Genomic DNA, 24783 nt, shown 5'->3' with positions numbered 1-24783 from the left:
TTTCTAAAGGATGGAAAGGATGGCAGGCCTATTCTCCAGTCTCTTGCTGGCGGTTATTGTCCTGCTGACATGGCCCCATCTCTACCTCATCCAGTTTTATTTTTGGCTATTTCGCCGCCAGTTGCCCAACAGCCTAGAACTGGGTGGCTTGTTCATCGTGTGGGCGATCGCAGGGGGTACGGGTCTTGGCTTCCTAGTGAGTCTCGCCCTTGGGTTTGTTCTATTGCCGTGGCTTTGGCCAGAGGTGGATGAGATAGGGCAATGGTTCACTGTAGCTGCGATCTACTTCGTCAATTCCCTCATTTGGTTTGAATTAGGCTATCGCTGGGGTCAGCGCCAAGCAAAGCGCCTCGAGTCTTGAGTGGGTTCTATTCATGGGAAAAGGGCTGTAATATACATCATGGGTGGTTTGTGCGGTTGCGGCAGCGGAATGATTAAAAATGACGTTTGGATTCGGGCCATGGCTGTCCAAGGCATGATTCAGCCGTTTGAGCCAACATTAGTGCGGCGGGTGGCTGAGCAGCCCGTGATTAGTTTTGGTCTTTCTTCCTACGGTTACGATATTCGCCTCAGCCCCAAGGAGTTTCGTATCTTTCGCCATGTGCCCGGGACAGTGGTGGATCCAAAGAACTTTAACCCTGCCAATTTAGAATTTGCCCCCCTCCATGAGGATGCCAATGGCATGTTTTTTATTTTGCCCGCCCATTCCTACGGCCTTGGGGTCGCCCTAGAACGGCTACAGGTACCCGAAAATGTCACGGTTCTGTGTATTGGTAAAAGTTCCTATGCACGGGCGGGAATTATCGCCAACTTGACACCGGCAGAAGCGGGCTGGCGAGGCCATCTGACCTTAGAATTTTCGAATTCCTCCAGTGCCGATTGCCGTATCTATGCCAATGAGGGAGTTGTGCAGTTGCTCTTTTTTGAAGGTGAACCCTGTGATGTGAGTTATGAAACACGGCGGGGCAAATACCAAGATCAGCCGGAGGCCGTTACATTGGCGCGGGTTTGAGTGAGTTGCTGCAACAGTCGTTGGGGTCCATGGTGTCCCCACTGATAGCCCTGCTGAAGATAGGGGTCGAGCCGGCGGCGAATCTGTTGGTAACCCCAGAAGATCACTCCCCCCTGTAGAACAACATTGGTATTGACTCCCCAGAGGTCAGTGCCGAAGGTTAAGCCTGGCCAACTGGTGAGATAAATCGCCGCATACCACAGCAAGACAAACTGACTCAGACTCCCAAAAGCCGGCAGGGGAAAAGGCACGCCGTAGGCTTGGCACGCTTTGCGGATATAAGCAAGGGTACTGATCATGGCCAGCACCACATCGAAAAATCCCCCCGGCAGCAGTAGGCTAGCCACCATCTGTGCGGTTAACCAAGACCATGCCGACGTGTCTTGGGGGCCAAGAGCTGCCCCGAGGCTCTGTTCAACTTGACTGGCTTGGTGGAGAATTCGTAGAGCACGGGCTTGAGGAGCCTCCTGTTGTAGCCACTGTTGAAGTAGCTGTCGCAGTTCTGGAATTCCCTGACCCGTTGTGCTGCTCACGGCAATACCTTCAGCCATTGGTGGGTAGAGATCCGCCTTGGCGAGAATGAGCTTGTGGGGAATCCTAAGGGTGCGCAGGCGATCGCGGGCTTGGCATTCAACGGGGGTGAAGCTGTCTTGGGTCACAAAAAGGACAAGATCAGCAGTCTCAACGGCACTCCATGTCATGCTTTCGCGGTCACTACCCGCCACTTCATCCAGCCCGGGAGTATCTGTGAGATCAACGATTTGATCTTGACAGTGCCAGCGAACGGTGCGCGGCCATTGGGTGGTGCCATGGATAGCGCCCACGGGAAAAATAGCTTCGCCATAGAGGGCATTCAAAAGTGCAGACTTGCCCCGCCCCACTTGGCCAAGGACAACAATGTGCCATGCAGGCTGGTGCAGGCGATCGCGCAACCCATAGAGAGCCTGCCAGTGGGCAGCTAGGTGCGGATGATGCACCTGATGCCACCCTAAGAGTTCCCCTAAGCATTTAGCAGCCAGGTCCAGAATGGCTGAGCTACTCACGGCGAAACAGGGGCCAATTGGAAGCCACCACAAGGGCAGCCGCAGCAATTAAGACGACTGGCAAGGGCATCACCCACTGCCGCAGGTGCAGCACCATTTCTGTGAGCACAAACAGGACAATAAAACTAACAAGGGCAATTTCCATAGACTAGCGACGGCGGGTTGGTCCTTCCAAAAAGAATGCTTTTTGACCGTTGGGCAACATGGCATCGCGGAATGTTTTCACCTGTGCCAAGCGATCGCGCCCCCCTAGAATCGCATCTACCAAGTGTGCCCCCACGAGAATTGCTCGATCCAAGCGCGTGATGAGGAGACTGGCGCCTGTGAGCTTGGCATTTGTGAGATTGGCTTTCGTTAAATCAGCATTGTTAAGGATAGCGCCACTCAGATCAGCCCCCATCAGGTTGGCACTGCGCAGATTGGCAGCGTTGAGATTAGCTCCCCGCAGATCGGCCCCTTGAAGATTCCATCCCCGTAAGCGGGCATAGCTCAGATCGCACTTGGGGCAGCTACCCGTGCGCCGCAGTTGTTCTAAATCAGCGGGATTGGTAGCCCAAGCCGGAGCACCTAAAAGGAGCAATAAAAAGACCAAAGCACCCTTAGCGGCCATTACAACTTCCCAAGAGCATCTAATCTATAGGTTACAAGTCAGATAGACTTCACAATACTTCTCTGCAGTCTTCTTGCCCACTTATTTTACAGGATGAAGCAAGAGAGCACTAGTTACTGGTGCAACCCTCTTCACTAGCTTTCCAACTCTATCCACCCACACCCCGGCATCGTCCGGGCCGCGGTGGATGAGGGTGTCCGCCATGCGGCGGGCGGTGTCGGCGAGGGGACGGGGCAGACGCGCCGCGCACCAGAAGCCTGTCAGTCCGCACATGCTTCTTTCCGGTACACATATTCATCGCAGCCAGAACCGAAGAACCCAGGGTCTTTCCCCAAAAAGCGCCCTTTGCGTGCGAATTGCTTGACCGCTGAGAAGCCAAGCGCTTTCATCGCGTCTTGCACCTCTCGAGACGAGATCGACTCATAAGGCCAGCCGCCCAGCCAGTCGTGCACATCGTGCTCGAAACTCATGCCACGCTTGCTGCGATAGTTAGTCACATAATCCTCGAACCGTCGGCCGGTCAGCCGTAGGCCCAGGCGATAAAGGGTCACATACACCCATCGCGCCCGCGCCTGGGCTGAATGCGATGCCTGCGCATACCAGCGCTTCTCCCAGCGCCAGAACCAGTCCATCCATATGCGCCGGTAAAGGGCGAACACGAAGAAGCCTTCCGGCGCGACCATGGCTGCCGCCGAACGCAAGGCAAAGAACATGTCGCCGGTATGATGCAGCACACCCCAGGAATACACGATCTCAAAAACACCGGATTCCCTCGGATCCAGCTCGAAGACACTTTTGGCTTCCACTTTCCACGGCCCATCCGGCGCGAAGCGCTGTAACACCGCCTGCGTGGTCGCCACGGAATCGGCGTCGATGTCTATCGCCACCACCTGCCGCGCCCCGAGGCGAAGGGCCGCGAGACTGTGCAGACCCGAGCCGCTTCCGATATCGAGAAAGCGCTTGCCATCGAGCCGCTCGCCGCCAAGAAGCCGCGAAGGCCAGCTACAGCCTACCGCACTTCGGCCTCGGTGATCTTCGCCGCATACTCCGCCCAGTTGCGCCCGAAGGCGAAGTGCGTCTCAGCCCGTGTCAAGTCTTGGTTCATCGGTCCTGGATCCTTTCGTAGAGTTGAACATACGCTTGGGCCACTGCCTCAACCGAGTGCTGCGCCAGCAACCGTTCCCGTCCGGCCCATCCCATGGCTTGGCGCGCTTCGGGCCCCCGATCCAGCAGGGCCTGCCACCCGCTGGCCAGCGCACGGGCGTCGCCGGGCGGCACCACGATCCCGGCATCTCCGACGATGATTCTGGCGTCCCCCACATCCGTCGCCACCACCGGCACGCCACACAGCAGCGCCTCGGCGAGCGCGTTGGAAAATGCCTCCCCCCAAGAAGAAGAAGAAGAAGCGATGTCCAGTGCGGCGGTTAGCCGCGGGATATCGGCGCGTTCGCCCAGAAGATGCAGCCGTCCGGCCAGCGGCCCGCTCCGCCCATGCGGAGCAAAGAGCGGGTGGGCCGGCGTCACGTCTCGCCCGGCGAGTAGAAAATGCACGTCCGGGCGGCGAACGGCAAGGTGTTGTGCCGCGGAGAGAAAGATGTCGTGCCCCTTCATGGGGTGGTAGCGGGCAATGAGCCCGATGAGCGGTGCATCCTGAGAAATGCCAAGTTCTGCCCGCACGCTGCGGCGCGCTTGCGGGTCTGGCCGATACTGCCGCCCATCGAAAGCGTTACCGATCACACACCCGCGCTCCTGCGCAAAACCAAAGTGCTCGTGCTGAGCGCGGGCGAGGTGGGCGTTATATACGATGGCCGCCGGACTCTGCGACCAGCGCGCCAACAGCCGAATGACCTGCCTGGTGAGCGGTTTTTCCCTGGCGAGATCGTAGAGGGATTGCCGCACGCCCCAGATCACCGGCCGGCCCAGCACGCGGCCGACCAGGCTTGCGGCAAGATTGCCGTGATACATCCAGCCCTGGATGACATGGGGCCGGAAGCGGCGGGCGATCATCGCCAAACGGGCCGCCGCATAAGGCAAATTGAGGGGATTGTAGCTGAGCCCCAGATGCCACACGGGAACGCCGAGGGCTTCGATCTGCCCAGACACCGCCCCACGCGGCCCCAGCGACACCACGGCAGCCTCGAGCTTCGTACCATGCAGATGTGCAAGCAGCTGCGCGAGCTGTCTTTCCGCGCCGCCGGTGGAAAGGCCGGTGGGGACAAACAAAACACGAAACACGTGGTCGCCTCATCTTGAGCGGACAGTCTTCCGATGCCACTCCATAAGATAGTGCGCTGCTGAAACAACATCAGCCAGATCTACATTATTGGATGATCGTTTAGCTATACGTCTGCTTAACATATGTGAGTACCAGTGACGCACCTTGTATGCAGAATACCAAAACGCGAACTCGATAAAATTAAATCCGAACGGCTGCAGATCATTTCTCAGGCGATAGATTTCGAAGGGATCCGCGGCCCGCGACCAGCTTAGCATCCATGCCAAATGGGCACTGTAGTTGAGATCGCTCCCTCTTCTCTCTTCAGGAAAGCGTGAGACCGCAAGCAACATACTTTCAGCGAAGCTGTTGAAAGTCCTGGGAAAAAAAGGTGGTAGCGACACAAGATAGCCCAGATCGTCGTATTCCGCTATATGCGATAAAGCTAGTTGCTGCTCTGTCTCGTTAATTTTTGGCATCGGCTTTTGGTTTGGAGCGTAAGACATAGCACAAATCGCGATAGGATACGAAAGGCAGAAGGCGCGCAACGGTTGCAATCCAGCAATTGCGAACCCTGTATACACATCTGGAATCAGGCTATCGCAGTACTTACCCGTTTTTACATAAAGCTCGTCAAGAACGCGCCGGTGTACAAATGCTCTATAGACAGATGGCAATGTTTCCCAGCGTGCGCCGCCCATGCGAAGTATGCGTCTTCTCAATGCAAGCAAGTCCACTTCGTGATCGGAGCCGCTCCTTGCGATCCACGTAACCATGCCCGGCTCATCGCCCACTGGCCAGCGGTAAAAGTCCATCGGTCCATAGATCACGTCTGGGCGGTGTATTTCAATAGTACGTCGCACTCGCTCCACGGCGTCAGGCAGAAGCCCGTCATCGTCTCCTAGGACCAGAACGTAGTCGCCACGCGACGCCGATATGGCAAAATTCCAGTGGTCAGTCATAGACAGGCGTCGGGGCGTCTTAACGTAGCGAATTTTGGTGTCGCCCAGGTGGTCAATTAGGTTTTTGGTAGCAGAAGACGTGTCATTGTCAGACACAAGGATCTCTACGTCATCGCCATGCTGGCATAGTGCTGTTTTTAACGCCCACGTAAGAGTTGAGGTACGCCCTTTTGTCGGGACCACTATGGAAAGAAGACTCGTGCTACGTGACGCATTCCGGAAGTTCATAATGTTTTTCCCCTAACCTAGAAGCAAATTTATGCTATTTGTCAATTTGACAAACTTACATCTCAGTGTACGAAGTTTTATTCCATCTTTGGCCAGACGATTGACGCCCCGTTATACACCGGCATGCCAATGCTGACCATGGCGGCCTGGCGCGAATGGGAAGCTTGCGTGTTAGGCTTTTCCTGTTCTTGTGAGATTCTTGGATTCATCTTAACCTCCGAATGGTTCGAAACGTATCAAATACCCGCTGCCTCAATATCGGCAGCGCAGTCATGGTGAGAACCATGCTACAAGACAGCCCAACAAATAGGGTAGCAACGATAGCCAAGGGGTTAGGCGAATAACTGGGCATAGTCATTTTAATTCCGATCAGGCAAGCAGCGGATATGGCAACAGGGATCACCACTCCGTAGCGGTACCAATCGTTCTTCTCATGTTGCAGCAGCTTTTTGTACATGAAGCGAATCCCGACGGCCACATAGCCCACATTGAGCACAAGCCAGATCCACGCCGCAGCAATGGCGCCATAGATCGGCACGAAGATAGCGATCGCCGGCACAAGAAGCGTCACCGCGGCCAGGTTGATCTTTACCGCCAGACTGGTCCATCCGTAGGCGAGCTGGGTTTGATATGGCACATGCATGAATGCATTGAACATCGTGCCAAGCGCCAGCAAGGAGAGCATGGGAGCAGCCTCATGGGCGAGGGTGGGGTTGCCTGTCCACAAGGCGAGGATTTCATGAGCGAACACTGCCAGCGTCATCGCAACAGGTACGATGGCCGCCGCCACCGACTGGGAGGCTTGGCGATAGAGCTGAACCACCCCGGCTTCATCTCCCCGCGCGACCAACTCGGCCAGCCTTGGGGCGACGGCCAACGTAAGGGGCATGACCAGAAACGACAGCCCACCGGCGACGGTTGCCGCTAGCATATAGGCCCCATATTGCTCCAGCGTGAGCAGCCTGCTGAGCAATAACTTGTCTATCTGGGTCAGCAACAGCGCAAGAAACGTGATCAACCCTATCCCGCCGCTCACGTGCCGGATGGCCCATAGCATCCTGAAATCCGCTCGAGCTTCCTTGACTGGCGACCCGAGGACATGGTGCGTTTTCCACCGCAGCGCAACCACAGACAGTAGAGACACAAAAGCCTGCCACCCAAAAAACGCCTCAAGCGTCGGCCAGCGCATTATCACGACGGCAGCGCCGCCCCAGCGGAGCGTCGCCAGCACGGAATCCGCCGCGTTCAGCCAAACCTGATGTTGTAGACCTCGAAGCGCGCCACGGTAACCCTGTTCCAGCACACGTCCTGCGAGCACAACACTGCTGATTTGCAAGGCAGTCGCGAAGCGATCTGCCTGGCCACCAGGGCTCGCAAGCCAGTTTGCGGTGATCCACTGCGCGCCCAGCACGCCTACCGCCACGACGAGCGCCCCGGCACTCAAACAGACCAGCTCAAAAGCCCGCAGCAGGCCGCCAATGGACTCCGCCGTATAGATGCCTCCTGTGAAGCGCGCCATCTCCCTGCTCACTGCTGGTGTCAACCCCATGTCCACCAACAGAAGCCAGGCCTGCAGAGAACTCACGAACGCCACCACACCCCAAGCGCCAATCCCCAGGTACTCGATGTAGAGGGGGATGAACGCCATCCCCATCAGCGCCATCCAGCCCTGGCCTAGATAGTTGGCAATGAGATTGCGCTTGACCACGGGCACACCGTTAACTGACACGCTTCAAATAGCCATCCGGCGCGACCGTGATGAGAAGCTTGTGCTGAATGCTCTTGTCGATCTCGAACTCTGGGTGGGTCCTGAGGTACTCCCACACCGCGGTCTTGGGGTTGTTGCCCGGCCCCCAAGGGCGATCGGGGAAAAGTTCTTTGGGCATATCCTCGACGATGGTGTCGAACACCACGCAATAGCTACCAACACTCACCAGAGGTGCATACGCGTTGAGCTCTGCCAACACGTGGTCGTGGGTGTGGTTGGAGTCGAGGCACACGAGAACGCGCTGGTACCCTTGAGCGATCTGCCGCACCTGCTCGATGATTTCCGGCGCGATGCTGGAGCCCTCGAGCATCTGGATGCGGCTCCTCATTGGGTGGGCATCGATGGCGGCTCGATTATGCGGTCGAATCTCGATATCGATGCCCAGCACCTTCCGACGGGATTGCCTTGGATCGATCACGGTACCCGCTTCGATGGCCTCGCACACATCGAGCAGCGCGAGCATTGAGGCATAGAGAATCAAGGAGCCCCCATGGGCAATGCCGGTCTCGATGATGAGATCCGGCTTGATTTGCCAGATGAGCTCCTGCATCGCCACCATGTCTTGGGGGTATTGGATAATGGGGCGGCCAAGCCACTCGAAATGGTAGGAATACTTGAATTGCGTAACCGATTTAATCCAACTATTTGTCAATTTTGCCAAAGCTGGGAGCTGCCCCATTGCCGCAATTTCTGTGTTGCCTTCTGCTTTGAATTTGCGATACATATCACCTTCCATATGTCTCTACCTCGCATTCTTGATTAAGATTTATTTTGTCCGCCGACTCTTGTTTCGGCTTGCGATGAAATGAGGACGAACCAAAGGGTAGAATCAGCTTAATCATTCGTTCCAGTCAATCAAATTTAGTTCAATGCCAGCCTTGGCTAGCAGTTGTAGGTTTTCTTGTCGGTAGTTTGGGTTCATCAGCAGGGCGTTGCGCACTCCACGAGCAGGCAGATCGGCAGGCGCAACAATCGGATGGCCTGTGCCCGGAATGAAGCAGCCCTGTTTGTTGGGATTCAGATCGATGACACAATCGATCAGAGTGCAGTCAGGATCGACCAGATTGGCAAAGGTCGCGCCTTTGGCGCCAGCGCCCCACAAGGCTACTTTCCCGTTCTGACGCAAGTTATGCAGGCGTGCCAACCAGACTTCTCTGAGCTTCTGTTCATCGGCTGCGTAGGTCATTGCCAGTCGGATGGTTTCACTAGCGATCGGCAAGGTTTCATCGATGTCCGCTACTCGGGCTTCTAGCCACAGATACTGCCCACCAAAGATGTGCTCAACGCGCTCTACAGCAAAGCCGGTGCGCCGGAAGGCCAGTCCCAGAGAGTCTGCGGTAAAAAGCGAGCAGTGCTCGTAGAAAAAATCCCAGATTACCCGGTGGCGCAAAATCCACTCGACACAGGGTGTCTCGAAAAACACTCTGGCCTTCGGCGACGACGCCAGGGCTGCACGCACCGAGCGGAGTATTTCCAAGGGCTCAGGAACGTGCTCGATCACATGGCGACAGACCACCACGTCTGCGGCTATGTCAGTACAGCTGTGGTTGTAGTAACAAGTACGAAATTGCAGTCGCCCGTCCAAGTCAGTCAGCGGCCCCACATAGCTGGGATCGAATCCAAAGCCTGTGTTGTTGGCGCCCGGGTACCTGACCAGCTTCTTGAGAAAGTGCCCCTTGCCGCAACCGACCTCCACAATCGTGCAGTTGCGTACGCCCTGTCGCTCCACCATGTCCTGCACCAGGCCATCCAGATAGGCGTCGAAATAGGCAGAGCAAGACTGGGTATTGTCATAGGCCTCGCCGTAACTCAAGCGCGACAAGTCAAAAGCCTGGTTGAAGACAAAGCCGCATGCCTCGCAAATGACCAAGTCGAGCTCACCGCGCGTCACCGTGCGGGCGGCATCCTGACTGGTCATTACCAGATTCTGGTGAACGGGAACCTGGGAGCGCTGTAAGAAAGGTTTGAGTTGCGCGTGCTCGCACACTGGGCAGCGATGTGTCTTCATGATTTTTCCCCGTGGAGCGTGCGTTCAAGGCCTTGCGCCAGCGTGAGTGTGGGTCGCCATCCGAGCGCCTTGAGTTTCAGGTTCTCACCGATGAGCAAAGAAGGCTCCCCGGGCCCCTCCGTGGCCAAGGCGAGAACGGGCTCTGGATCTGCCCCCAGCAAGGATGCCAAAGTCGTCACGACCTCAGCCACACGCACGGGCTCGCTCGAGCAAATGTTGAATGCGCCACTGACCCCGGTGGTGAGTAACCGGACGAGCCCCTCTACCACATCGGTTACGTGCAGAAAGTCACGGTACGAGGCTGCATTTACTCCAAAAGGCGCACGCTCACCGCGGAACACGTCGATCAGCGAGGGAATCAGTCGCCTAGCGGATTCACCATAGCCGTACGGCAGAAAAATCCGCCCCCAGGCACAAGGCACTTGATGCTGCGCGCAAACCGCCATGACCAAGCGACGGGTTGCATCCTTAGCCGTACCGTAGAGTGTTGCCGGGTTCAGCGGCGTGCTGTCCTCCCTACAGTAGCCATGCGCCCAATCGTATTCAGCACAGGTACCGGCGACCACCACCTGCTGCCCGGCAGCAGCGCAAAAAGCCTCTACCAACCGTGTCGTCGCTTCAACCCAGCGTAAATTCAGAGGCGACGTCCAGTATTTGCCGTGCTCGGCGTACCAGGCCAGATGCAATAGATGAGTCGCCTGAGCTTGCTGCATCAGCGGACCAAAATCGGTGATGCTTAAGAGATTGGCTTCGATAAACCGCACGGGAGCTTGCGGTCGGGTACGACCGATCGCAACCACCTCGAGCCCCTGTCGTTGCAAGGCCTTAAGCGCATAGCGGCCGATAAATCCACTGGCTCCGGTCAGCAACACCCTCATGTCATCTTACCCTTTGACACTTCAAGCGCTGGCACAGCGATGACGAATTGTCCCCCCCATGCCTGCACATAAGCCAGCTGCGCCATGATCTCCTCGCGCAAGTTCCAGGGCAGGATCACGATATAGTCGGGTTGGGTTTCCTTGAGTTTTTCTTCACTGACGATGGGAATGCGGCTTCCCGGGAGATATTTGCCCTGTTTGGCCGGGTTTTTGTCCACCACAAACGGCAGGAGATCGGGCTTGACGCCAGCAAAGTTGAGAAGCGTGTTGCCCTTGGCCGCCGCGCCATAGGCAGCGACGCGTTTACCTTCCCGTTTGGCGGTGAGCAAGAACTCAAGGAAGTCGTCCTTGATGCGCTCCGCACGTTCCTGAAAGCCGCTGTAGGTCGCACGCTGGGTCAGCCCGGCGGCGCGCTCTTCCTCAAGCAGGGCATCGACACGGTCACTGATGGGCTGTTTACCTGTATCGGCGCGCTGGGCATAGATGCGCAGACTGCCGCCGTGGGTGGGCAGGGCTTCGACATCGAATATCGTCAGGCCGGCGCGAGTGAAAATATGCTCCACCGCGGTCAGCGAGAGGTAGGAGAAATGTTCATGATAGATCGTGTCGAATTGCACTTCGGCCAAGAGCCGCAGAAGGTGTGGAAACTCGAAGGTGGCGACACCCTGGGGCTTGAGCAAAATGGTAAAGCCGGCAACAAAATCGTTGATGTCGGGCACGTGGGCCAGCACATTGTTGGCAATCATGAGATCGGCCTGTCTGCCCTCACTGGCGAGCAGCTGCGCCAGCCGGACGCCGAAGAAATCCTGGACGATGGCAATGCCCTTGGCCCGTGCGGCGGCTGCAGTGCTGGCAGTGGGTTCGATGCCCAGGCAGGGAATGCCCCGCGCCTGAACGAACTGGAGCAGGTAGCCATCATTGGCGGCCACTTCCACCACATGGCTGTCGGGGCCCAGCCCGAAACGCTGGACGGCCTCCCCCACGAAGCGCGCGCAATGGGCAAGCCATGAGGAGGAGTAGCCGCTGAAATAGGCGTAATCGGGGCTGAAGAGCTCTTGAGGTTGCGCAAAGTCTTCTGTCTGCACAAGCCAGCATTGCTCGCAGACGAGTACACGCAGCGGATACCAGCGCTCCGGCATGCGCAGGGCTTCGGCGCCAAGATAAGCATTGGATGGGGGCTGCGTCCCCAGGTCGATGAGTACAAGCTCAAGGGGTGCGTTACAGTGACGGCAGTTCATAGGACAAGCCCCTCGAAGGCGTCATTGATCCATGGGTGGCTGGCATCGCGCTCGGAGAGCTGCGAAACCGGTAGCGGCCAGCCGACATTCAGGCGAGGGTCAAGCGGATGAAGACCGCCTTCAGCCTCGGGATGGTAGGGCGCGGTATGGAGGTAGAGCATTTCACAATCATTGGTCAGGGTCTGAAAGCCGTGGGCAAACCCTTCGGGGATCACGAGGGTTTTGTGGTTATCGGCGCTGAGCACCTCTGCATGCCACTGAAGAAGCGTGGGCGAGCCTTTCCGAAGGTCCACGGCCACATCAAAGACTTCCCCGCGCAGGCAGTGCACAAATTTCATCTCGGCATGGGGGGGATACTGGAAGTGAAGCCCGCGCACGGTCCCTGCCTGGGCTGTGAAGCTGTGGTTGATTTGCACGATGGTTCGGCCGGCCAGCAAGGCTTGCAGCTCATCGCTGCAGAAAAGCCGCTCAAAGTAGCCGCGCGCATCCCCAAGGGTATGACGCTCAAGGATCGCAAGCCCTGCCAGGGGCGTGGACGTGATGGTCAAGTGGTTCATGGCGCGCCCTCGCCGGCTTGACTGGCGTCATGCTGATAGTCGGCGATGGCGGCAAGGCACAAGGCACGCGCATCGCCCCCCGACTCACGGCCTTGTACCACGACACGGTCCGCTCGATGGCCTGAGTGAGGTTCCACCTGGGCTTGACCTTGAGGAGCGTGCGCGCCTTGGCGGTCTCCAGCGCCAGCCAGTGGGCCTCATGGGGCCCTTCCGGCGAGCTGGCGTATTGCACTTCTGCCGCACCGAAAACCTGCCTAGCCTGCTCGACCACTTCCCGGACCGTCGCCGCCTCGATGGGATCCGGACCGAAATTGTAGGCCCCGGCCAGTTCCGGCTGCGCCCAGAGCTTTTCGGCCAGGACGAGATAGCCATACAGGGGCTCGAGCACATGCTGCCACGGGCGGATGGCATTGGGCCGACGTACCAGAAGGGGCTTTCCAGAAAACCACGCGCGCATCGCGTCCGGAATGAGCCGATCCTCAGACCAGTCACCACCGCCGATGACGTTGCCGGCGCGGGCCGTGGCAATGGCCACACCTTGGGCGCGCAAAAAGGCATCGCGATAACTGGCGACCACGATCTCGCTGGCGGCCTTGCTCGCACTGTAGGGGTCATGGCCGCCCAGGGGATCCGTTTCACGGTAGGGGTAGGGCCACTCGCGATTTTCATAAACCTTATCGGTGGTCACCATGACGGCAACACGCACCGAATCCAGACCACGCAGGGCATCCAGCACATGGGCGGTGCCCATGATATTGCTGGAGAAGGTGCCCAAGGGGTCAATGTAACTGGCCCGCACCAGCGGCTGGGCAGCCAAATGGAAAACGATCTCGGGTGCAAAGCACCGAATCCGAGTCGCTACAGCATTTGCGTCCCGGATATCGACCATATGGCCTTCGATATCTTCGCCGATGCCGGTCAGTTCGAAGAGGGATGGCTGCGTGGCAGGCGGCAAGGCCAGACCGCATAGTGTGGCACCCAGCTCGCGCAGCCATAGGGAGAGCCAGCTGCCCTTAAAGCCAGTGTGGCCGGTGACCAACACCCGCCTGCCTTGCCAAAACCCCATGTTCATTCCCAAATCTTCCAAGGCGCCTTGCCCGAATTCCACAGCTCCTCCAGATGGTTTTTGTCGCGCAAGGTATCCATGGGCTGCCAAAAGCCCTCGTGAACAAATGCCACCAATTCGCCCATCTGGGCAAGCTGAGCGAGCGGTTCACCTTCAAAACTGGTTTGATCCCCGGCGATGAGGTCCAAACACTTTGGCGATAGGATGAAAAAGCCTCCATTGATGTAGCCGCCGTCCCCCCGCGGCTTTTCCGTAAACCCACAGACCCTGTTCCCCTCCATCTGAAGCGCGCCGTAGCGGCCCGGTGGCTGGACCGCCGCCACTGTGGCAAGTTTTCCATGCCGCAGATGGAAAGCGATCTCCTGCGTCAGGTCGATGTCAGCCAAGCCATCGCCATAGGTAAAGCAAAACGCTTTTTCATTTTCGACGTAAGCCGCAACACGTTTCAAGCGACCGCCGGTCAGCGTCTGCTCACCCGTATCGACGAGCGTCACCCGCCACGGTTCGGCCTGGCGCTTGTGGACTTCCATGGTGTTGTGCGTCATGTCGAAGGTGACGTCCGACATGTGAAGGAAATAATTGGCGAAGTATTCCTTGATCAGGTATCCCTTGTAGCCACAGCAGATTACAAAATCGTTTACACCGTGGGCGGCGTAGATTTTCATGATATGCCACAGAATGGGCCTACCGCCAATTTCAATCATCGGCTTTGGTTTAAGATGAGTTTCCTCGGAGATGCGGGTGCCTAAGCCGCCGGCAAGAATAACAGCTTTCATTATTGATTTGCTTAATCGCTGTAGCATCAATATGATAGAATAAGCCCGTTAGTAAAGGCAAGCAAAGGACATCAGCACAAGAATACGACGAGATTTATGACCGACTTATATCCAAGACTTTCTGGGCATGCCGTTGGGCTTGGTCGTATCGAACAGAGGGTGTACCAGTGGGCGCACAGAGAGATCAAGCAACTGCTGCGTCTCAATGGGTTTAAGTGTGGAAATCAAGGCTGAATACGCAGCCCAAATTCAATCCCCAGTTCAAACACAGTCGGTCAAGCCATTCAAGTCTCGAAGCGCAATGGCACATTTTCTGGAGCGCTAAGGTCAATACTTGCTGCGTACTGAAACATCTGGGTGCCAATTCTGCAGTACAACTGAGCAATGATAATGATCATACCTTAGAGTTCAAAAACATCGCGTCTTCAATATAGCAATATAGCGCTTCACCTGGACGAACATACCGTAAAGTCGTGGAGCAACTGGCAGAAGAGACACCAAAAGAATACGCTCGAGGATGCTACTCTGCACTCCGTAACCTCTCAAGTTAGCGACAGCACGGTCAAGATCTGAATATTCTTGGTTGCCAGAACATAGATTGTGAATTCTCTTATAGAGAAACACCTCTTTAGTTGACTTAATGTTGCACTTCCCTAGGATATAGTACAAGAAATGCGTATCGGCAGCATAGAGTCCCGAGGAAAGGATGTTCATTGCGTCATCGCTTATAACTTTTTTTGGAAAAATCCCGTAGATTGGATTGGCTTTTCCCAAAAAATTAGGCTCTAGTGCGTACTTTAGGCGACGCAATAGTTTACTTCCAGAATAAGTGAAAGTGCCGTTGCTTGCAGGGTGGCTAATTAAGTTACCGACTTCATCTATCGTTCGGATACTGCCGAATGCAAGGCAAGAATTTTCAACGGCTATAGGCAAGAGTGCAGCAATCCAATCCCTATCCCATACATCGTCTGCAGTGGCCCACATGAAGTATTCGGCAACTGCTTGATCTAGAACATACTTAAAGTTGGCAGCTGCACCCATGTTGTGCGTTTGGCGGATATACCTTATCCGGCTGTCTTTTGCTGCGTATTCTCGGCAGATGGCCTCGGTCTCGTCCGTTGAGGCATTATCTGAGATGATCAGTTCAAAATCGGTAAAGCTTTGCCCTAACAATGAATTGAGAGCGTCACGAATAAATTTGGCACCATTATATACTGGCATGCCGATGCTTAGTCGTGGTTTTGGTCGGGTGGGAGCAATGCTTAAGGGATCAAGTAATTTTGGCTGATTGTTCACAATACCCCTAGTCACTGAATAACTTTTCACGCTGTTTTAATTAGTAGGGAGCCTAGGTGGGCTGCACCAGATGTTCAAGTCCATCTACAACCTTGGCTGAGAGAATTTTATCCCCTTGGCGCAGTTGCCGCAGAGTTTCTTCTCCTTCGACAACATAGCCAAAGACAGCATAACGGCCGTCCAAGAGATTTAATCCTGCTGGGGTCAGTTCAGGTTCAAAGAGCAAAAAGAAAAATTGCGACGAACCACCATTGGGATCATCGTTGGGACGCGCTAGGGCAACCGTACCATAGGCGGAAAAGGGCAACACGGGGTGGTCTAGGTAACGACCCGCATCCTCAAGGGTAATGCCATAGAGGGGATACTTATCTCCCTCCACAAGAATTTCTAAGGGAATGGCGCGGTATTGATTGGTCTTGGGATCGATAAAGCCAACCTCTGGTCCCGGTGGATCCCCTGCCTGCAGCACATAGGATTCCTCAGCACGGGTAAAGGGTAGGCCATCGTAGAAGTGGCGTTGTACCAAGTCCACAAAGTTGCCAGCGGTCAGGGGGGCACTGTAGCCATCGACAACTATTGTGAGCTTGCCTTTGCTAGTTTCCATCTCTACAGTGGCGCGACCCAACAATCGCGGCAAGTGCTCATAGCCTTTGGGAGGGGTGTAGCTAAAGTTTTGCACCATCATGGCCTCCAACTCCCCCACTTTGTCGAGGGCGGCGGCTTTAGCGGGTAAGAGTTGGCTGCGATCTTTGGCTTTGGCGGCTTCCTGAAGTGTATCGAGGGAAGTCTCTAACTCTGCTAAGAGGGTTTTGGCCGCTTCCTGTTTCTCGGCAGGGATCCTCTGGAGGAGTTCATCGGCGCGATCGCGGATAATAGTTTTCGCCTTGCTGATGTTGCTGGCAATTTTTGACCACTGTTTGCCCCGCACCCAAAAAGAGATTTGTTCCAGGTCCTTTTGCAGTTCTCGCACCGTTGGATTGTCAATAGGTAAGGCCCAACGGAGCAGGGCTTTGGGATCAGTAATGGCATTCCCTTGGGGCAGGGCAGCAATTAGTGGAGGTTCAACAGGCAGCGCGATCGCCAGCGGCGGCAACAGGAAGGTCCCCAACCAGAGGAGGAGTATCACCAAAAGAGCGAACCAGCGTTTGCGTCGTTTCACCATTTCTTCCCATGACTGTCTCCCCTCAGTGTATCGGACGGGGCGATCGCCCTCCAAGGGGGAGCTTTTCATTTTTCCTTCATTTTCCGCAGCATCCTGTGTTAGGCTGAGAATTATGAAAGGATTATGAAAGATTGCCCACCATGCGGGGTCTGAGTTGGTTGCTGATAGGAATTCTCTTGCTGGGTGGGTGTGGAGTCCCAGCCCCGGAGAATCGCCAAGAAACCCGCCCCACCCAAACCCATAGGGATGAACGCCCCTTAGTGCTGACCACATTTACAGTTCTTGCCGATATGGCGCAGCAGGTGGCGGGCGATCGCCTGCGGGTAGAGTCACTGATTAAACCGGGAGCGGAAGTTCACGGCTATGAATTTACCCCCAGTGACCTGGTGCGGGGACAGGAAGCCGCCCTCATTTTAGAAAATGGCCTTGGCCTCGAGCGGTGGGGCGATCGCTTCTACAACAGCCTACCGAATGTGCCCCGTGTCACGCTCACAAAGGGAATTAGCCCCATTCCCATTCAAGAGGATGCCTACCGAGGACAACCCAACCCCCATGCCTGGATGTCCCCCCAAAATGCCCTGATTTACGTTGAAAACATTCGCAAGGCTCTCACAGACCTCGATCCTGCTGGCGCCGAGATCTATGCCGCCAATGCCAAAGCCTACAAAGCCCAAATTCGCGCCCTTGATCAGGAGCTACGTCAGGCCCTTGCTACCCTTCCTGCCCACAAACGCTACATTGTCACCTGTGAAGGTGCCTTCTCCTACCTGGCGCGAGACTATGACCTGACGGAAGTGTATCTCTGGCCAGTGAATGCCGATCAGGAGGGGACACCCCGCCAAATTACGCGGGTGATTGACATTGTGCGACAGCAACAGATTCCCGCTGTCTTTTGCGAAAGTACCGTCAATGCAAATCCCCAACAACAGGTGGCACGGGAGTCTGGCGCTACATTTGCTGGCATTTTCTATGTGGATTCCCTATCACCCCCTGAGGGGAATGCCCCGACCTACCTTGACCTACTCAAGTACAACATCAACACCCTTATCCGTGGTCTCAGCGGGAGGACAACCCCATGATTTCTAGCCCTGCCATTGATTTACAAGATGTAACGGTGGCCTATCATCGCCATCTTGCCCTCCATGGGGCAACGCTGCAACTGCCCGCCGGCACGATCTGTGGGGTTGTGGGCATGAATGGTGCCGGTAAATCCACCCTTTTCAAGGCCATCATGGGATTTGTCAAGCCCATCCGAGGTCAGGTGCGCATTCATGGATTACCCCGCCAGCAGGTACAACGGCAGTCCCTTGTGGCCTATGTGCCCCAAAGTGAAGATGTGGATTGGCAATTTCCGCTGCGGGTCTGGGATGTGGTGATGATGGGACGCTACGGCAAGATGAACTGGCTGCGCCAACCGAGGGGGCGCGATCGCCAACGGGTACAGGAAAGCCTAGAGCAGGTGGAACTCTGGCCCTTGCGGCAGCGCCAAATTGGCGAACTCTCCGGCGGTCAAAAGAAACGGATGTTTCTTGCTCGGGCCTTTGCCCAAGAAGCACAGGTGTTGCTCTTGGATGAACCCTTTGCAGGTGTGGATGTGAAAACGGAGAAACTGATGATTGCTCTCCTCATGGCAGAGCGGGAGAAAGGGCACACAATTCTCATCTCTACCCACGATCTCTCCTCGATGACTACCTTCTGTGATCAGGTGGTGCTGGTGAACCGTAGTATCCTAGCCTATGGCCGCACCAGTGAAGTATTTACGCCAGAAAATCTAGCGCGCGCCTTCGAGGGATCCCTGAGGATCCCCCGGCGCTGGGACTAACGGCGACGAATCGGCGTACCACAGGGATAGGTGGCTACAGGCGCTTCAGTGGGCAGCTCCTTCACCTTGTGCTGAAGTTGGGCTTGCAGGTAGAGCTGCTGGAGGCGCTCGACCATTTCGCCGCGGCGATCGTAGAGCCGCTTCAGAGGACGGGGTTGACAGCGATTGAGGCAGTAGGCGGTGAGAATGGGGAGGGCGATCGTGCTATCGGTGTAGCAAACGACGGTATCCCGCAACCCTTGGGGATCCACTTTACCCCAACTGACAGCTTCACTGGGCACAGCACCCGACAGGCCACCGGTATCCGGACGGGCATCGGTAATCTGGATAAAGTAATCGTGCCCCCGTTCCTCGAGCCCCAACACTTCGTGGATTTGCGGCTGGGTTTGCAGCAGGAAGTTTTTCGGGCTCCCACCACCAATAATCAAGGCGGCACTTTTGCCTTTGCCCTCAGCGGCTTCACGGGCAAAGTAGGCAATGGCTGCGGTTTCATTGACATCAATGGCGGGGTCAATCATCAGTTTCGACCCTTCGAGGGCGATCGCCGCCACATTCATGCCAATGGAGCTATCCCCCGGGGAGGAGGTGTAGATGGGCACACCGCACTCATAGGCCGTGGCCAACAAACAGGAATGGGGCTGTCCCCGCTGCACCTCCAGTTCGCACACATAGCGCCCCAAGTGATAGTGAAACTCAGCTGTACCCATGCGGCGTTGGAACGTTTCACTGCGCAGCACCTGCCGCAAAAAGGCATCGGTTTCCAGGAGCACATCGTAGTCAAAGATAATGTCATAAATGCGGATTTTGCTTTCCTTGCGCAGTTGCACATCATCGACAAAAGGATGGGCCGCATAGAGATCCATGCCTAGGGCATAGTGAATATCGTGGTAGAGGTTTGCCCCAGTGCTAATAATGTAATCGACAAAGCCAGCCCGCACTAAAGGCGCTAAGGCTGAGATGCCCAACCCCGTGGGGGTCATCGCCCCTGAGAGGCTCAGGCCAACCGTCACCTCTGGCTGAAACACCCGTTGACTCAGGAGTTGGCAAATTTCCCGTAGCCGTGCTGAGTTATAGGCGGTGAAGTATTTGTCAATAAGTTCTGTTAAGGTGATGTTGTCGGGAATGGGTGCGGGGGTAATGGGGGTAGCAAATGCAGACATCGGTCGTTCCTCGCAAACTAATTCCACAGCAGGCATAGCCACTTAGGCAGGAACATTCCTAACCGCAGCACCATTGAGCCCGCTGAGGGGTGTCTAATTGGTTGAAGTTGTTAAAAACTTGAAGTGCAATAACAGTGATGAACACGCTCAACACTTCTGATCGACCCAGTTCACAAGGGTGTGAACCTCCAGTTGCAGGCCGATCAGTTCATACTCGGTCCTTCGCAATTATCCACAACCGACAGTGCAGGGATGGCTGCTCGCCGTTGGCGCAACCCCATTTCGAGATACCAAGTTGCGATGTTGGGATAGCCCATCAACGTCAATTGTTTCACTGTTGACAAGTCCCATGCCCTTACATTACGAGATCACTATAACACTTCATTACCGAATTTGCCGTGCGCCCCGCCTATTATGCTTTTGCGGCTTGTTTTAGCATCTTCCTCATTCTCTACGCGTTAAGAGGAATCGGTTGGCTGACGATGCTGCCGGGGGGAATTTTCCTAACCCTCGCCCTTGGCAGTTGGTTTACGGGGCTTTGGTCGGTTCTCACATTTTTGAAGCAGCGCTATTAGCCCCTGGAGGCCTTCCCTCTATGGGGCCACCGCCAGTTGAGGGGATTCTAGGGGCAGCGGTCGCAGGGGGACGGTCGTTGACACGCTTGGCAATAGGGCGGTACGAAACTGGGTTGAGTTTCCATGCCAAAACTCAGCAATAAAGGCAGTAGCGTTGTTGGTGACGACATTGACCACAGGATGCAAGCCCAAAAACAGGCCGCCAAAGGTAACCGCTAAATTTGGCAGAGCAATCAAGGCCACATTTTGATAGGTTCGCTCTAGGGCATCGCGGGCAAGGGCAATGCCACGGCCAAGGGCAGACCAGTCGCCGTCCAAAAGAACAACCACTTTGGCATTGGGGTCAAAGGTAGGGGGCCGCCAGCGAATCGGTAACCATGTGGGTTCAGGACAGGAACAGGTTTCACCAAAGCTGATCCAGCCGACCCGCCGCCGCTTACCCACCAGATAGGCCTGAAGATCAGGGAGGCGATCGCCCGTGACCTCTGTGGTCCCCTCAAGGGGCCTACCTTGATCTTGAAGCAGATAGATATCAAGGCCAAGCTGTCGCAATTGCTGAATCAGGATGTGGGCCTGTTGAGGCTGGGGAAGACCGGCGCGAGCATCAATCACCAAGCTCTCCAGTTGCGCCAGTTGTTCTAAAGTACCGGCAGTGGGTAGATACACCCCCTGTTGCACCGCGAATACCTGTGCCGAGAGCATCACCGTCCGCAGTGACAGCTGCACACCGCTGCCAAAGTCAAACTGTAGGGGGGCGATCGCTGGTCCATAGGCACCTGTCGTCAGCCAGAGGGCACCACTCAGGGCAAGCGTTGGCAGCACCGCATGGCGGGCAAATTCTCCCTGTTGGTGGGCAAGGGCACTGTCATAGACCGGTTCAGTGTGCAGCAGATCTGTCATCAAACCAAGGCGCGTTTGCCAACCGCTGCGGATCACCCACAGTTGAACCTGTCCCGTGAGAATTTGACAGCCTGCATAGAGGGCATCGCCGGGGCGGCAGATCCACACCTGTCGGGAGGGTTCAAAATGGGCAGGCTCCACCTCCGCCAATCCAGCCACAACGCGGCCATCCGCAGGCACAACATCCCCGGGCTGCAACCACAGCAGATCCCCAGCTTGCAACTCCTGAGTTTCAATCCTGAGGCAGTGACCTTGACGTTCCACCGTCAGGTGTTCATAGTGAGCCATCAAGACACTGGGATATCGATCCATCTGTTGCCGTCGCTGGCGATCGCGCACATCTGCCCGTGCCCCGGCCAACGTGGTCTTCAATGCAGGCGCTAAGAACTGGCCATTGACGGTATGCAGTACCATCCAAAGGCTATCGAGCAGATCTACATTGGGGGGATGCCCCTGACTCATCTGATGCCCCACCCGCTGAAACCAAGGCCAAGCACTGGCCAAGACCGTAGCCCCAACAACCGCGAAGGGCAATTCCAAGGGCGCACTGAGGAGGGAGACCCCTAAGGCCACCAAGGGCAGCCCCAAGCGTTCCCAATCGGTTTCAAGGCGAGCATCCGCCTCTACCTGTGCTTCGTAGTCTTCAAGGGCGATCGCCTCCGCAGGAGCCGCACTGTCCGGAAAGGGCTGCGGCACGGCCACCATTGCCTGTTCAAAACACTGCTTCAAACGTTCATAGACTGCTGCCTCATCGAGCAAATGGGGCTGATACTGCACCACCACTGTCGCCGCCTGCGGATTGAGACGCACCTGCTCAACAATGGCCAAAGACTCCAGCAACTGCACCAATAACTTTCCATAGGCAGGATCCCGTTGCACACGCGGCACTCGAAAGCGCACCCGCCCTGTTGTGGCATGAACAATTTGCTGCTCCATAACAACTTGACAAAACAGAGTCATAACGACTACGCTTTAGAAAGCAACGTTATGTAGAGGATTCCACCATGCTACCCAACCGTGAAGGCCAACGTGTTCCTGAAGTTACCTTTCGCACCCGCAAAGGCGATCAATGGGTCAATGTAACCACCAATGATCTGTTCAATGGCAAAACAGTTGTCGTGTTTGCTTTGCCGGGTGCCTTCACGCCCACCTGTTCTTCAACCCATCTCCCCGGCTACAACGAATTGGCACCTCTGTTTCGTGAATGTGGCGTGGATGATATCCTCTGCATTTCTGTCAATGATGCTTTTGTCATGAATGAGTGGGGCAAAACCCAGCAGGCAGAGAATGTGCGTCTGATTCCCGATGGGAATGGTGAATTTACCGCCGGCATGGGAATGCTCGTGGATAAGGAAGACCTTGGTTTTGGTCAACGCTCTTGGCGTTATTCAATGCTGGTGAAGGATGGCATCATTGAGAAAATGTTCATTGAACCGGAAGAACCCGGCGACCCCTTTAAGGTCTCGGATGCGGAAACGATGCTCTGCTACCTCAACCCCAGCTACAAGCGGCAATGGGTCTCCCTGTTTACGAAGCGGGGCTGTCCCCACTGCGCCAACGCCAAAACGATGCTTGCGGCAAAGGGCATTCACTACGATGAGATTGTCATCGGTGAGGGGGCTAGCCTGCGATCGCTCCAAGCCATTACCGGCGCAACAACAGTTCCCCAAGTCTTTATTGATGGCAAATATATTGGCGGTTCTGAGGCGCTGGCGGAATACTTGGCCACCGATTGTTAAGGATTTTGGCTAAAGCAGCGGCAGGCAAGGATTTTACCCAAAATGGAGAATGAACTGCCTGCATCTCCGCCATCTATGACAAAGCCCCGCTTTTTCCTCTGCCTGCTGTTTACTTTTTTGCTAGTGGCGGGGCAGACACCGTGGCCTCTAATGGCGCAAGATGCCCAAGCCCCCCCAGCCCCGGCTGAGATTCAGGAATACGCAGTTACCCTCGATGGCGAAGTTTTGTTTGAGGTGCGCGAAGGGGTTGGTTCCTTTACCCCCGAGGAGCGGGCAGCAGCGATTCAACACCGTATCCGACAAGTGGCAGAGGATGAAGATATCCCCGTTGACAGCATTACCATCAAAAGAGGGGGCGATCGCGATAATGTTACGGTTGTTCAAGGAAACCGCCCCCTCATTACCATTACAAAAGCGGATGTTGACAATCGCCTAGAAAGTCAAGAAGAAGTAGCGATTGAACTGGCCCAGCACATTCGTGAGGCCATTACCCGTTATCGCCAAGATCGGGTTCCCCAAAACCTGCTCAAAAATACTATTTTTGCGGTTTTAGCAACGATTCTTACGCTGATGCTCTATTCGGTGGTGGTTCGCATCTCTGGTAAGATTTTCCCACCGGTGAGCCGCTGGGGTGGGGAGCGGATTCCCCCCTTGCGCCTGCAAAATTTTGAGATTATTTCTCAGGAAAAGGTTGAGCGTTGGCTATTGCGGATATTGCAGTTGAGCCGACTAGCGCTGCTGTTGTTTATTCTCTATCTGTACCTGACGTTTGTTTTTAATCTCTTTCCTTGGACGCGCACCTTTGGCAAGAATTTTCTCAATCACTTCTTGGGTTCCCTTGAATTTATTCTCACGAGTATTGGGAACTATCTCCCTAATTTGGTGGCGATCGCCATCATTGTTGCCATCACCTATTACCTCTTGAAAGGGGTGCGGGCAATTTTTAGCGCGATTGAAAGTGAACGCCTCGTCATCCCCGGTTTCTATACCGATTGGGCAAAACCCACCTATAACTTACTGCAAATTTTAATTATTGCCTTGGCGGCAGTCGTTGTCTTTCCCTACTTACCCGGCTTTGATTCCCCAGCCTTCCGAGGTATTTCTGTGTTTTTGGGGATTCTCTTTTCCTTGGGTTCCACCTCGGCGATCGCCAACGTGGTGGGCGGCGTCATTCTCATCTATACTCGCTCCTTTCAGGTGGGCGACCTCATCCAAATCGGCGATGTCAAGGGGATTGTGGTACAAAAAACACTCCTTGTCACCCGCATTTGTGCCTTCAACAATCAAGTGATTACAGTCCCCAACTCATCACTGCTCAACAACACGGTCATCAATTATGCTGTGGCCATTCGGGAAATGGGTCAGCCCCTGATTGTGCAAACCACGATTACCCTTGGCTATGATGTCCCTTGGCGCGATGTTTATAAGGTCATGATTGAGGCGGGCCGCCGCACCGCCAACATCCTTGACGATCCTCCCCCCTTTGTCCTGCAAACTGCCCTAAATGACTACCACATCGCCTATGAGCTGAATGTTTACACCCGTAACTGGCAGGAGCTGCGCTATACCCTTTCTGAATTGCATCAAAACCTCCAAGATGCCTGCAATGAAGCAGGTATTGAAATCATGTCACCGAGCTATTTAGCACTGCGGGATGGCAACACCAGCACGATTCCCAGCACCTACTTAGGGGACGACTATCTTCCCCCCGGATTCCGCATTAGGCTACCCAAATAGCACCAGGTGGCTGCTAGAGTGGGCCTAAGCA

The 24783-nt window shown here is 55.5% G+C and carries 24 protein-coding genes and 1 pseudogene; 7 read left to right on the top strand and 18 right to left on the bottom strand.

What is annotated here, in order from left to right:
• Positions 1 to 19: 19 nt before the first annotated feature.
• Both NK55_RS10890 and dcd read left to right on the top strand, forming a co-directional pair.
• Positions 20 to 361, top strand: a complete 342-nt coding sequence (locus NK55_RS10890; protein WP_041429277.1) for a hypothetical protein — start codon at positions 20 to 22, stop codon at positions 359 to 361.
• A gap of 69 nt (positions 362 to 430) precedes the next feature.
• Positions 431 to 1012: a dCTP deaminase gene (gene dcd, locus NK55_RS10885; RefSeq protein ID WP_041429276.1), complete on the top strand. Its 582-nt coding sequence runs from the start codon at positions 431 to 433 to the stop codon at positions 1010 to 1012.
• Here the strand turns inward: dcd and NK55_RS10880 are convergent.
• The 16 genes and pseudogenes from NK55_RS10880 to NK55_RS10810 all read right to left on the bottom strand — a co-directional run bounded on the left by NK55_RS10880 (position 979) and on the right by NK55_RS10810 (position 16888).
• Positions 979 to 2055: an Era-like GTP-binding protein gene (locus NK55_RS10880; protein ID WP_024125752.1), complete on the bottom strand. Its 1077-nt coding sequence runs from the start codon at positions 2053 to 2055 to the stop codon at positions 979 to 981. The two genes, dcd and NK55_RS10880, sit on opposite strands and share 34 nt — an antisense overlap.
• On the bottom strand, positions 2048 to 2200 hold the full coding sequence (locus NK55_RS13320; RefSeq protein WP_157869728.1) for a hypothetical protein: 153 nt from the start codon (positions 2198 to 2200) through the stop codon (positions 2048 to 2050). Before NK55_RS13320 ends, NK55_RS10880 begins: the two co-directional genes overlap by 8 nt.
• A 3-nt stretch (positions 2201 to 2203) precedes the next feature.
• Positions 2204 to 2665: a pentapeptide repeat-containing protein gene (locus NK55_RS10875; protein WP_024125751.1), complete on the bottom strand. Its 462-nt coding sequence runs from the start codon at positions 2663 to 2665 to the stop codon at positions 2204 to 2206.
• 260 nt (positions 2666 to 2925) lie between these two features.
• Positions 2926 to 3612 carry a class I SAM-dependent methyltransferase gene (locus tag NK55_RS10870; RefSeq protein WP_398508337.1) on the bottom strand — a complete coding sequence of 229 codons (687 nt, stop codon included), beginning with the start codon at positions 3610 to 3612 and terminating at the stop codon, positions 2926 to 2928.
• Positions 3613 to 3766: 154 nt separating this feature from the next.
• On the bottom strand, positions 3767 to 4900 hold the full coding sequence (locus tag NK55_RS10865; RefSeq protein WP_024125750.1) for a glycosyltransferase: 1134 nt from the start codon (positions 4898 to 4900) through the stop codon (positions 3767 to 3769).
• A 9-nt stretch (positions 4901 to 4909) separates the two neighbouring features.
• The gene (locus tag NK55_RS10860) at positions 4910 to 6070 is read right to left on the bottom strand and encodes a glycosyltransferase family 2 protein (protein ID WP_024125749.1); all 1161 of its coding nucleotides are present in this window, start codon (positions 6068 to 6070) and stop codon (positions 4910 to 4912) included.
• A gap of 205 nt (positions 6071 to 6275) precedes the next feature.
• The gene (locus tag NK55_RS10855; protein WP_041429274.1) at positions 6276 to 7778 is read right to left on the bottom strand and encodes an MATE family efflux transporter; all 1503 of its coding nucleotides are present in this window, start codon (positions 7776 to 7778) and stop codon (positions 6276 to 6278) included.
• A 10-nt stretch (positions 7779 to 7788) separates the two neighbouring features.
• Positions 7789 to 8574, bottom strand: coding sequence for a cephalosporin hydroxylase family protein (locus NK55_RS10850; RefSeq protein ID WP_024125747.1), 786 nt, complete (start codon positions 8572 to 8574; stop codon positions 7789 to 7791).
• 102 nt (positions 8575 to 8676) lie between these two features.
• On the bottom strand, positions 8677 to 9846 hold the full coding sequence (locus NK55_RS10845) for a class I SAM-dependent methyltransferase (protein WP_024125746.1): 1170 nt from the start codon (positions 9844 to 9846) through the stop codon (positions 8677 to 8679).
• The gene (locus tag NK55_RS10840; protein ID WP_024125745.1) at positions 9843 to 10724 is read right to left on the bottom strand and encodes an NAD(P)-dependent oxidoreductase; all 882 of its coding nucleotides are present in this window, start codon (positions 10722 to 10724) and stop codon (positions 9843 to 9845) included. Before NK55_RS10840 ends, NK55_RS10845 begins: the two co-directional genes overlap by 4 nt.
• Positions 10721 to 11962, bottom strand: coding sequence for a class I SAM-dependent methyltransferase (locus tag NK55_RS10835; RefSeq protein ID WP_024125744.1), 1242 nt, complete (start codon positions 11960 to 11962; stop codon positions 10721 to 10723). The genes NK55_RS10840 and NK55_RS10835 overlap by 4 nt, the downstream gene beginning before the upstream one ends.
• On the bottom strand, positions 11959 to 12519 hold the full coding sequence (gene rfbC, locus NK55_RS10830) for a dTDP-4-dehydrorhamnose 3,5-epimerase (protein WP_024125743.1): 561 nt from the start codon (positions 12517 to 12519) through the stop codon (positions 11959 to 11961). Before rfbC ends, NK55_RS10835 begins: the two co-directional genes overlap by 4 nt.
• Positions 12516 to 13591 (bottom strand): annotated as a pseudogene (gene rfbG, locus NK55_RS10825) (CDP-glucose 4,6-dehydratase). The gene rfbC and the pseudogene rfbG overlap by 4 nt, the downstream one beginning before the upstream one ends.
• Entirely contained in the window at positions 13588 to 14361 is a 774-nt protein-coding gene (gene rfbF, locus NK55_RS10820; RefSeq protein ID WP_024125741.1) for a glucose-1-phosphate cytidylyltransferase, read from the bottom strand. The pseudogene rfbG and the gene rfbF overlap by 4 nt, the downstream one beginning before the upstream one ends.
• 408 nt (positions 14362 to 14769) lie before the next feature.
• Positions 14770 to 15657, bottom strand: a complete 888-nt coding sequence (locus NK55_RS12545; protein WP_024125739.1) for a glycosyltransferase family 2 protein — start codon at positions 15655 to 15657, stop codon at positions 14770 to 14772.
• 52 nt (positions 15658 to 15709) lie between these two features.
• Positions 15710 to 16888 carry a peptidylprolyl isomerase gene (locus tag NK55_RS10810; RefSeq protein ID WP_041429273.1) on the bottom strand — a complete coding sequence of 393 codons (1179 nt, stop codon included), beginning with the start codon at positions 16886 to 16888 and terminating at the stop codon, positions 15710 to 15712.
• 71 nt (positions 16889 to 16959) lie between these two features.
• On the opposite strand from NK55_RS10810, the gene NK55_RS10805 reads away from it, so the two are divergent.
• Entirely contained in the window at positions 16960 to 17898 is a 939-nt protein-coding gene (locus NK55_RS10805; protein ID WP_024125737.1) for a metal ABC transporter substrate-binding protein, read from the top strand.
• A complete protein-coding gene (locus NK55_RS10800) occupies positions 17895 to 18641 on the top strand; it encodes a metal ABC transporter ATP-binding protein (RefSeq protein ID WP_024125736.1) in 747 nt (248 codons plus the stop codon). The genes NK55_RS10805 and NK55_RS10800 overlap by 4 nt, the downstream gene beginning before the upstream one ends.
• On the opposite strand, the gene speY is transcribed toward NK55_RS10800, so the two are convergent.
• Positions 18638 to 19801: a homospermidine biosynthesis protein gene (speY, locus tag NK55_RS10795; protein ID WP_024125735.1), complete on the bottom strand. Its 1164-nt coding sequence runs from the start codon at positions 19799 to 19801 to the stop codon at positions 18638 to 18640. The genes NK55_RS10800 and speY overlap by 4 nt on opposite strands.
• Positions 19802 to 20199: 398 nt before the next feature.
• Between speY and NK55_RS13315 the strand changes: the two genes are divergently transcribed.
• Complete coding sequence (locus NK55_RS13315) at positions 20200 to 20376, top strand: hypothetical protein (RefSeq protein ID WP_024125734.1); 177 nt, start codon at positions 20200 to 20202, stop codon at positions 20374 to 20376.
• Between the two features lie 18 nt (positions 20377 to 20394).
• Here NK55_RS13315 and NK55_RS10790 read toward each other — a convergent pair whose 3' ends face one another.
• Positions 20395 to 22236, bottom strand: a complete 1842-nt coding sequence (locus NK55_RS10790; RefSeq protein ID WP_024125733.1) for an HMA2 domain-containing protein — start codon at positions 22234 to 22236, stop codon at positions 20395 to 20397.
• Positions 22237 to 22280: 44 nt separating this feature from the next.
• On the opposite strand from NK55_RS10790, the gene NK55_RS10785 reads away from it, so the two are divergent.
• Positions 22281 to 23015, top strand: coding sequence for a glutathione peroxidase (locus tag NK55_RS10785; RefSeq protein ID WP_024125732.1), 735 nt, complete (start codon positions 22281 to 22283; stop codon positions 23013 to 23015).
• 75 nt (positions 23016 to 23090) lie between these two features.
• On the top strand, positions 23091 to 24752 hold the full coding sequence (locus tag NK55_RS13605) for a mechanosensitive ion channel family protein (protein WP_051372849.1): 1662 nt from the start codon (positions 23091 to 23093) through the stop codon (positions 24750 to 24752).
• Positions 24753 to 24783: the final 31 nt, after the last annotated feature.

This window comes from Thermosynechococcus sp. NK55a, from assembly GCF_000505665.1.
GTDB lineage: Bacteria > Cyanobacteriota > Cyanobacteriia > Thermosynechococcales > Thermosynechococcaceae > Thermosynechococcus.
The sequence above is the reverse complement of the archived record's forward strand: the minus strand, read 5'-3'. Positions and strand labels throughout refer to the sequence as shown.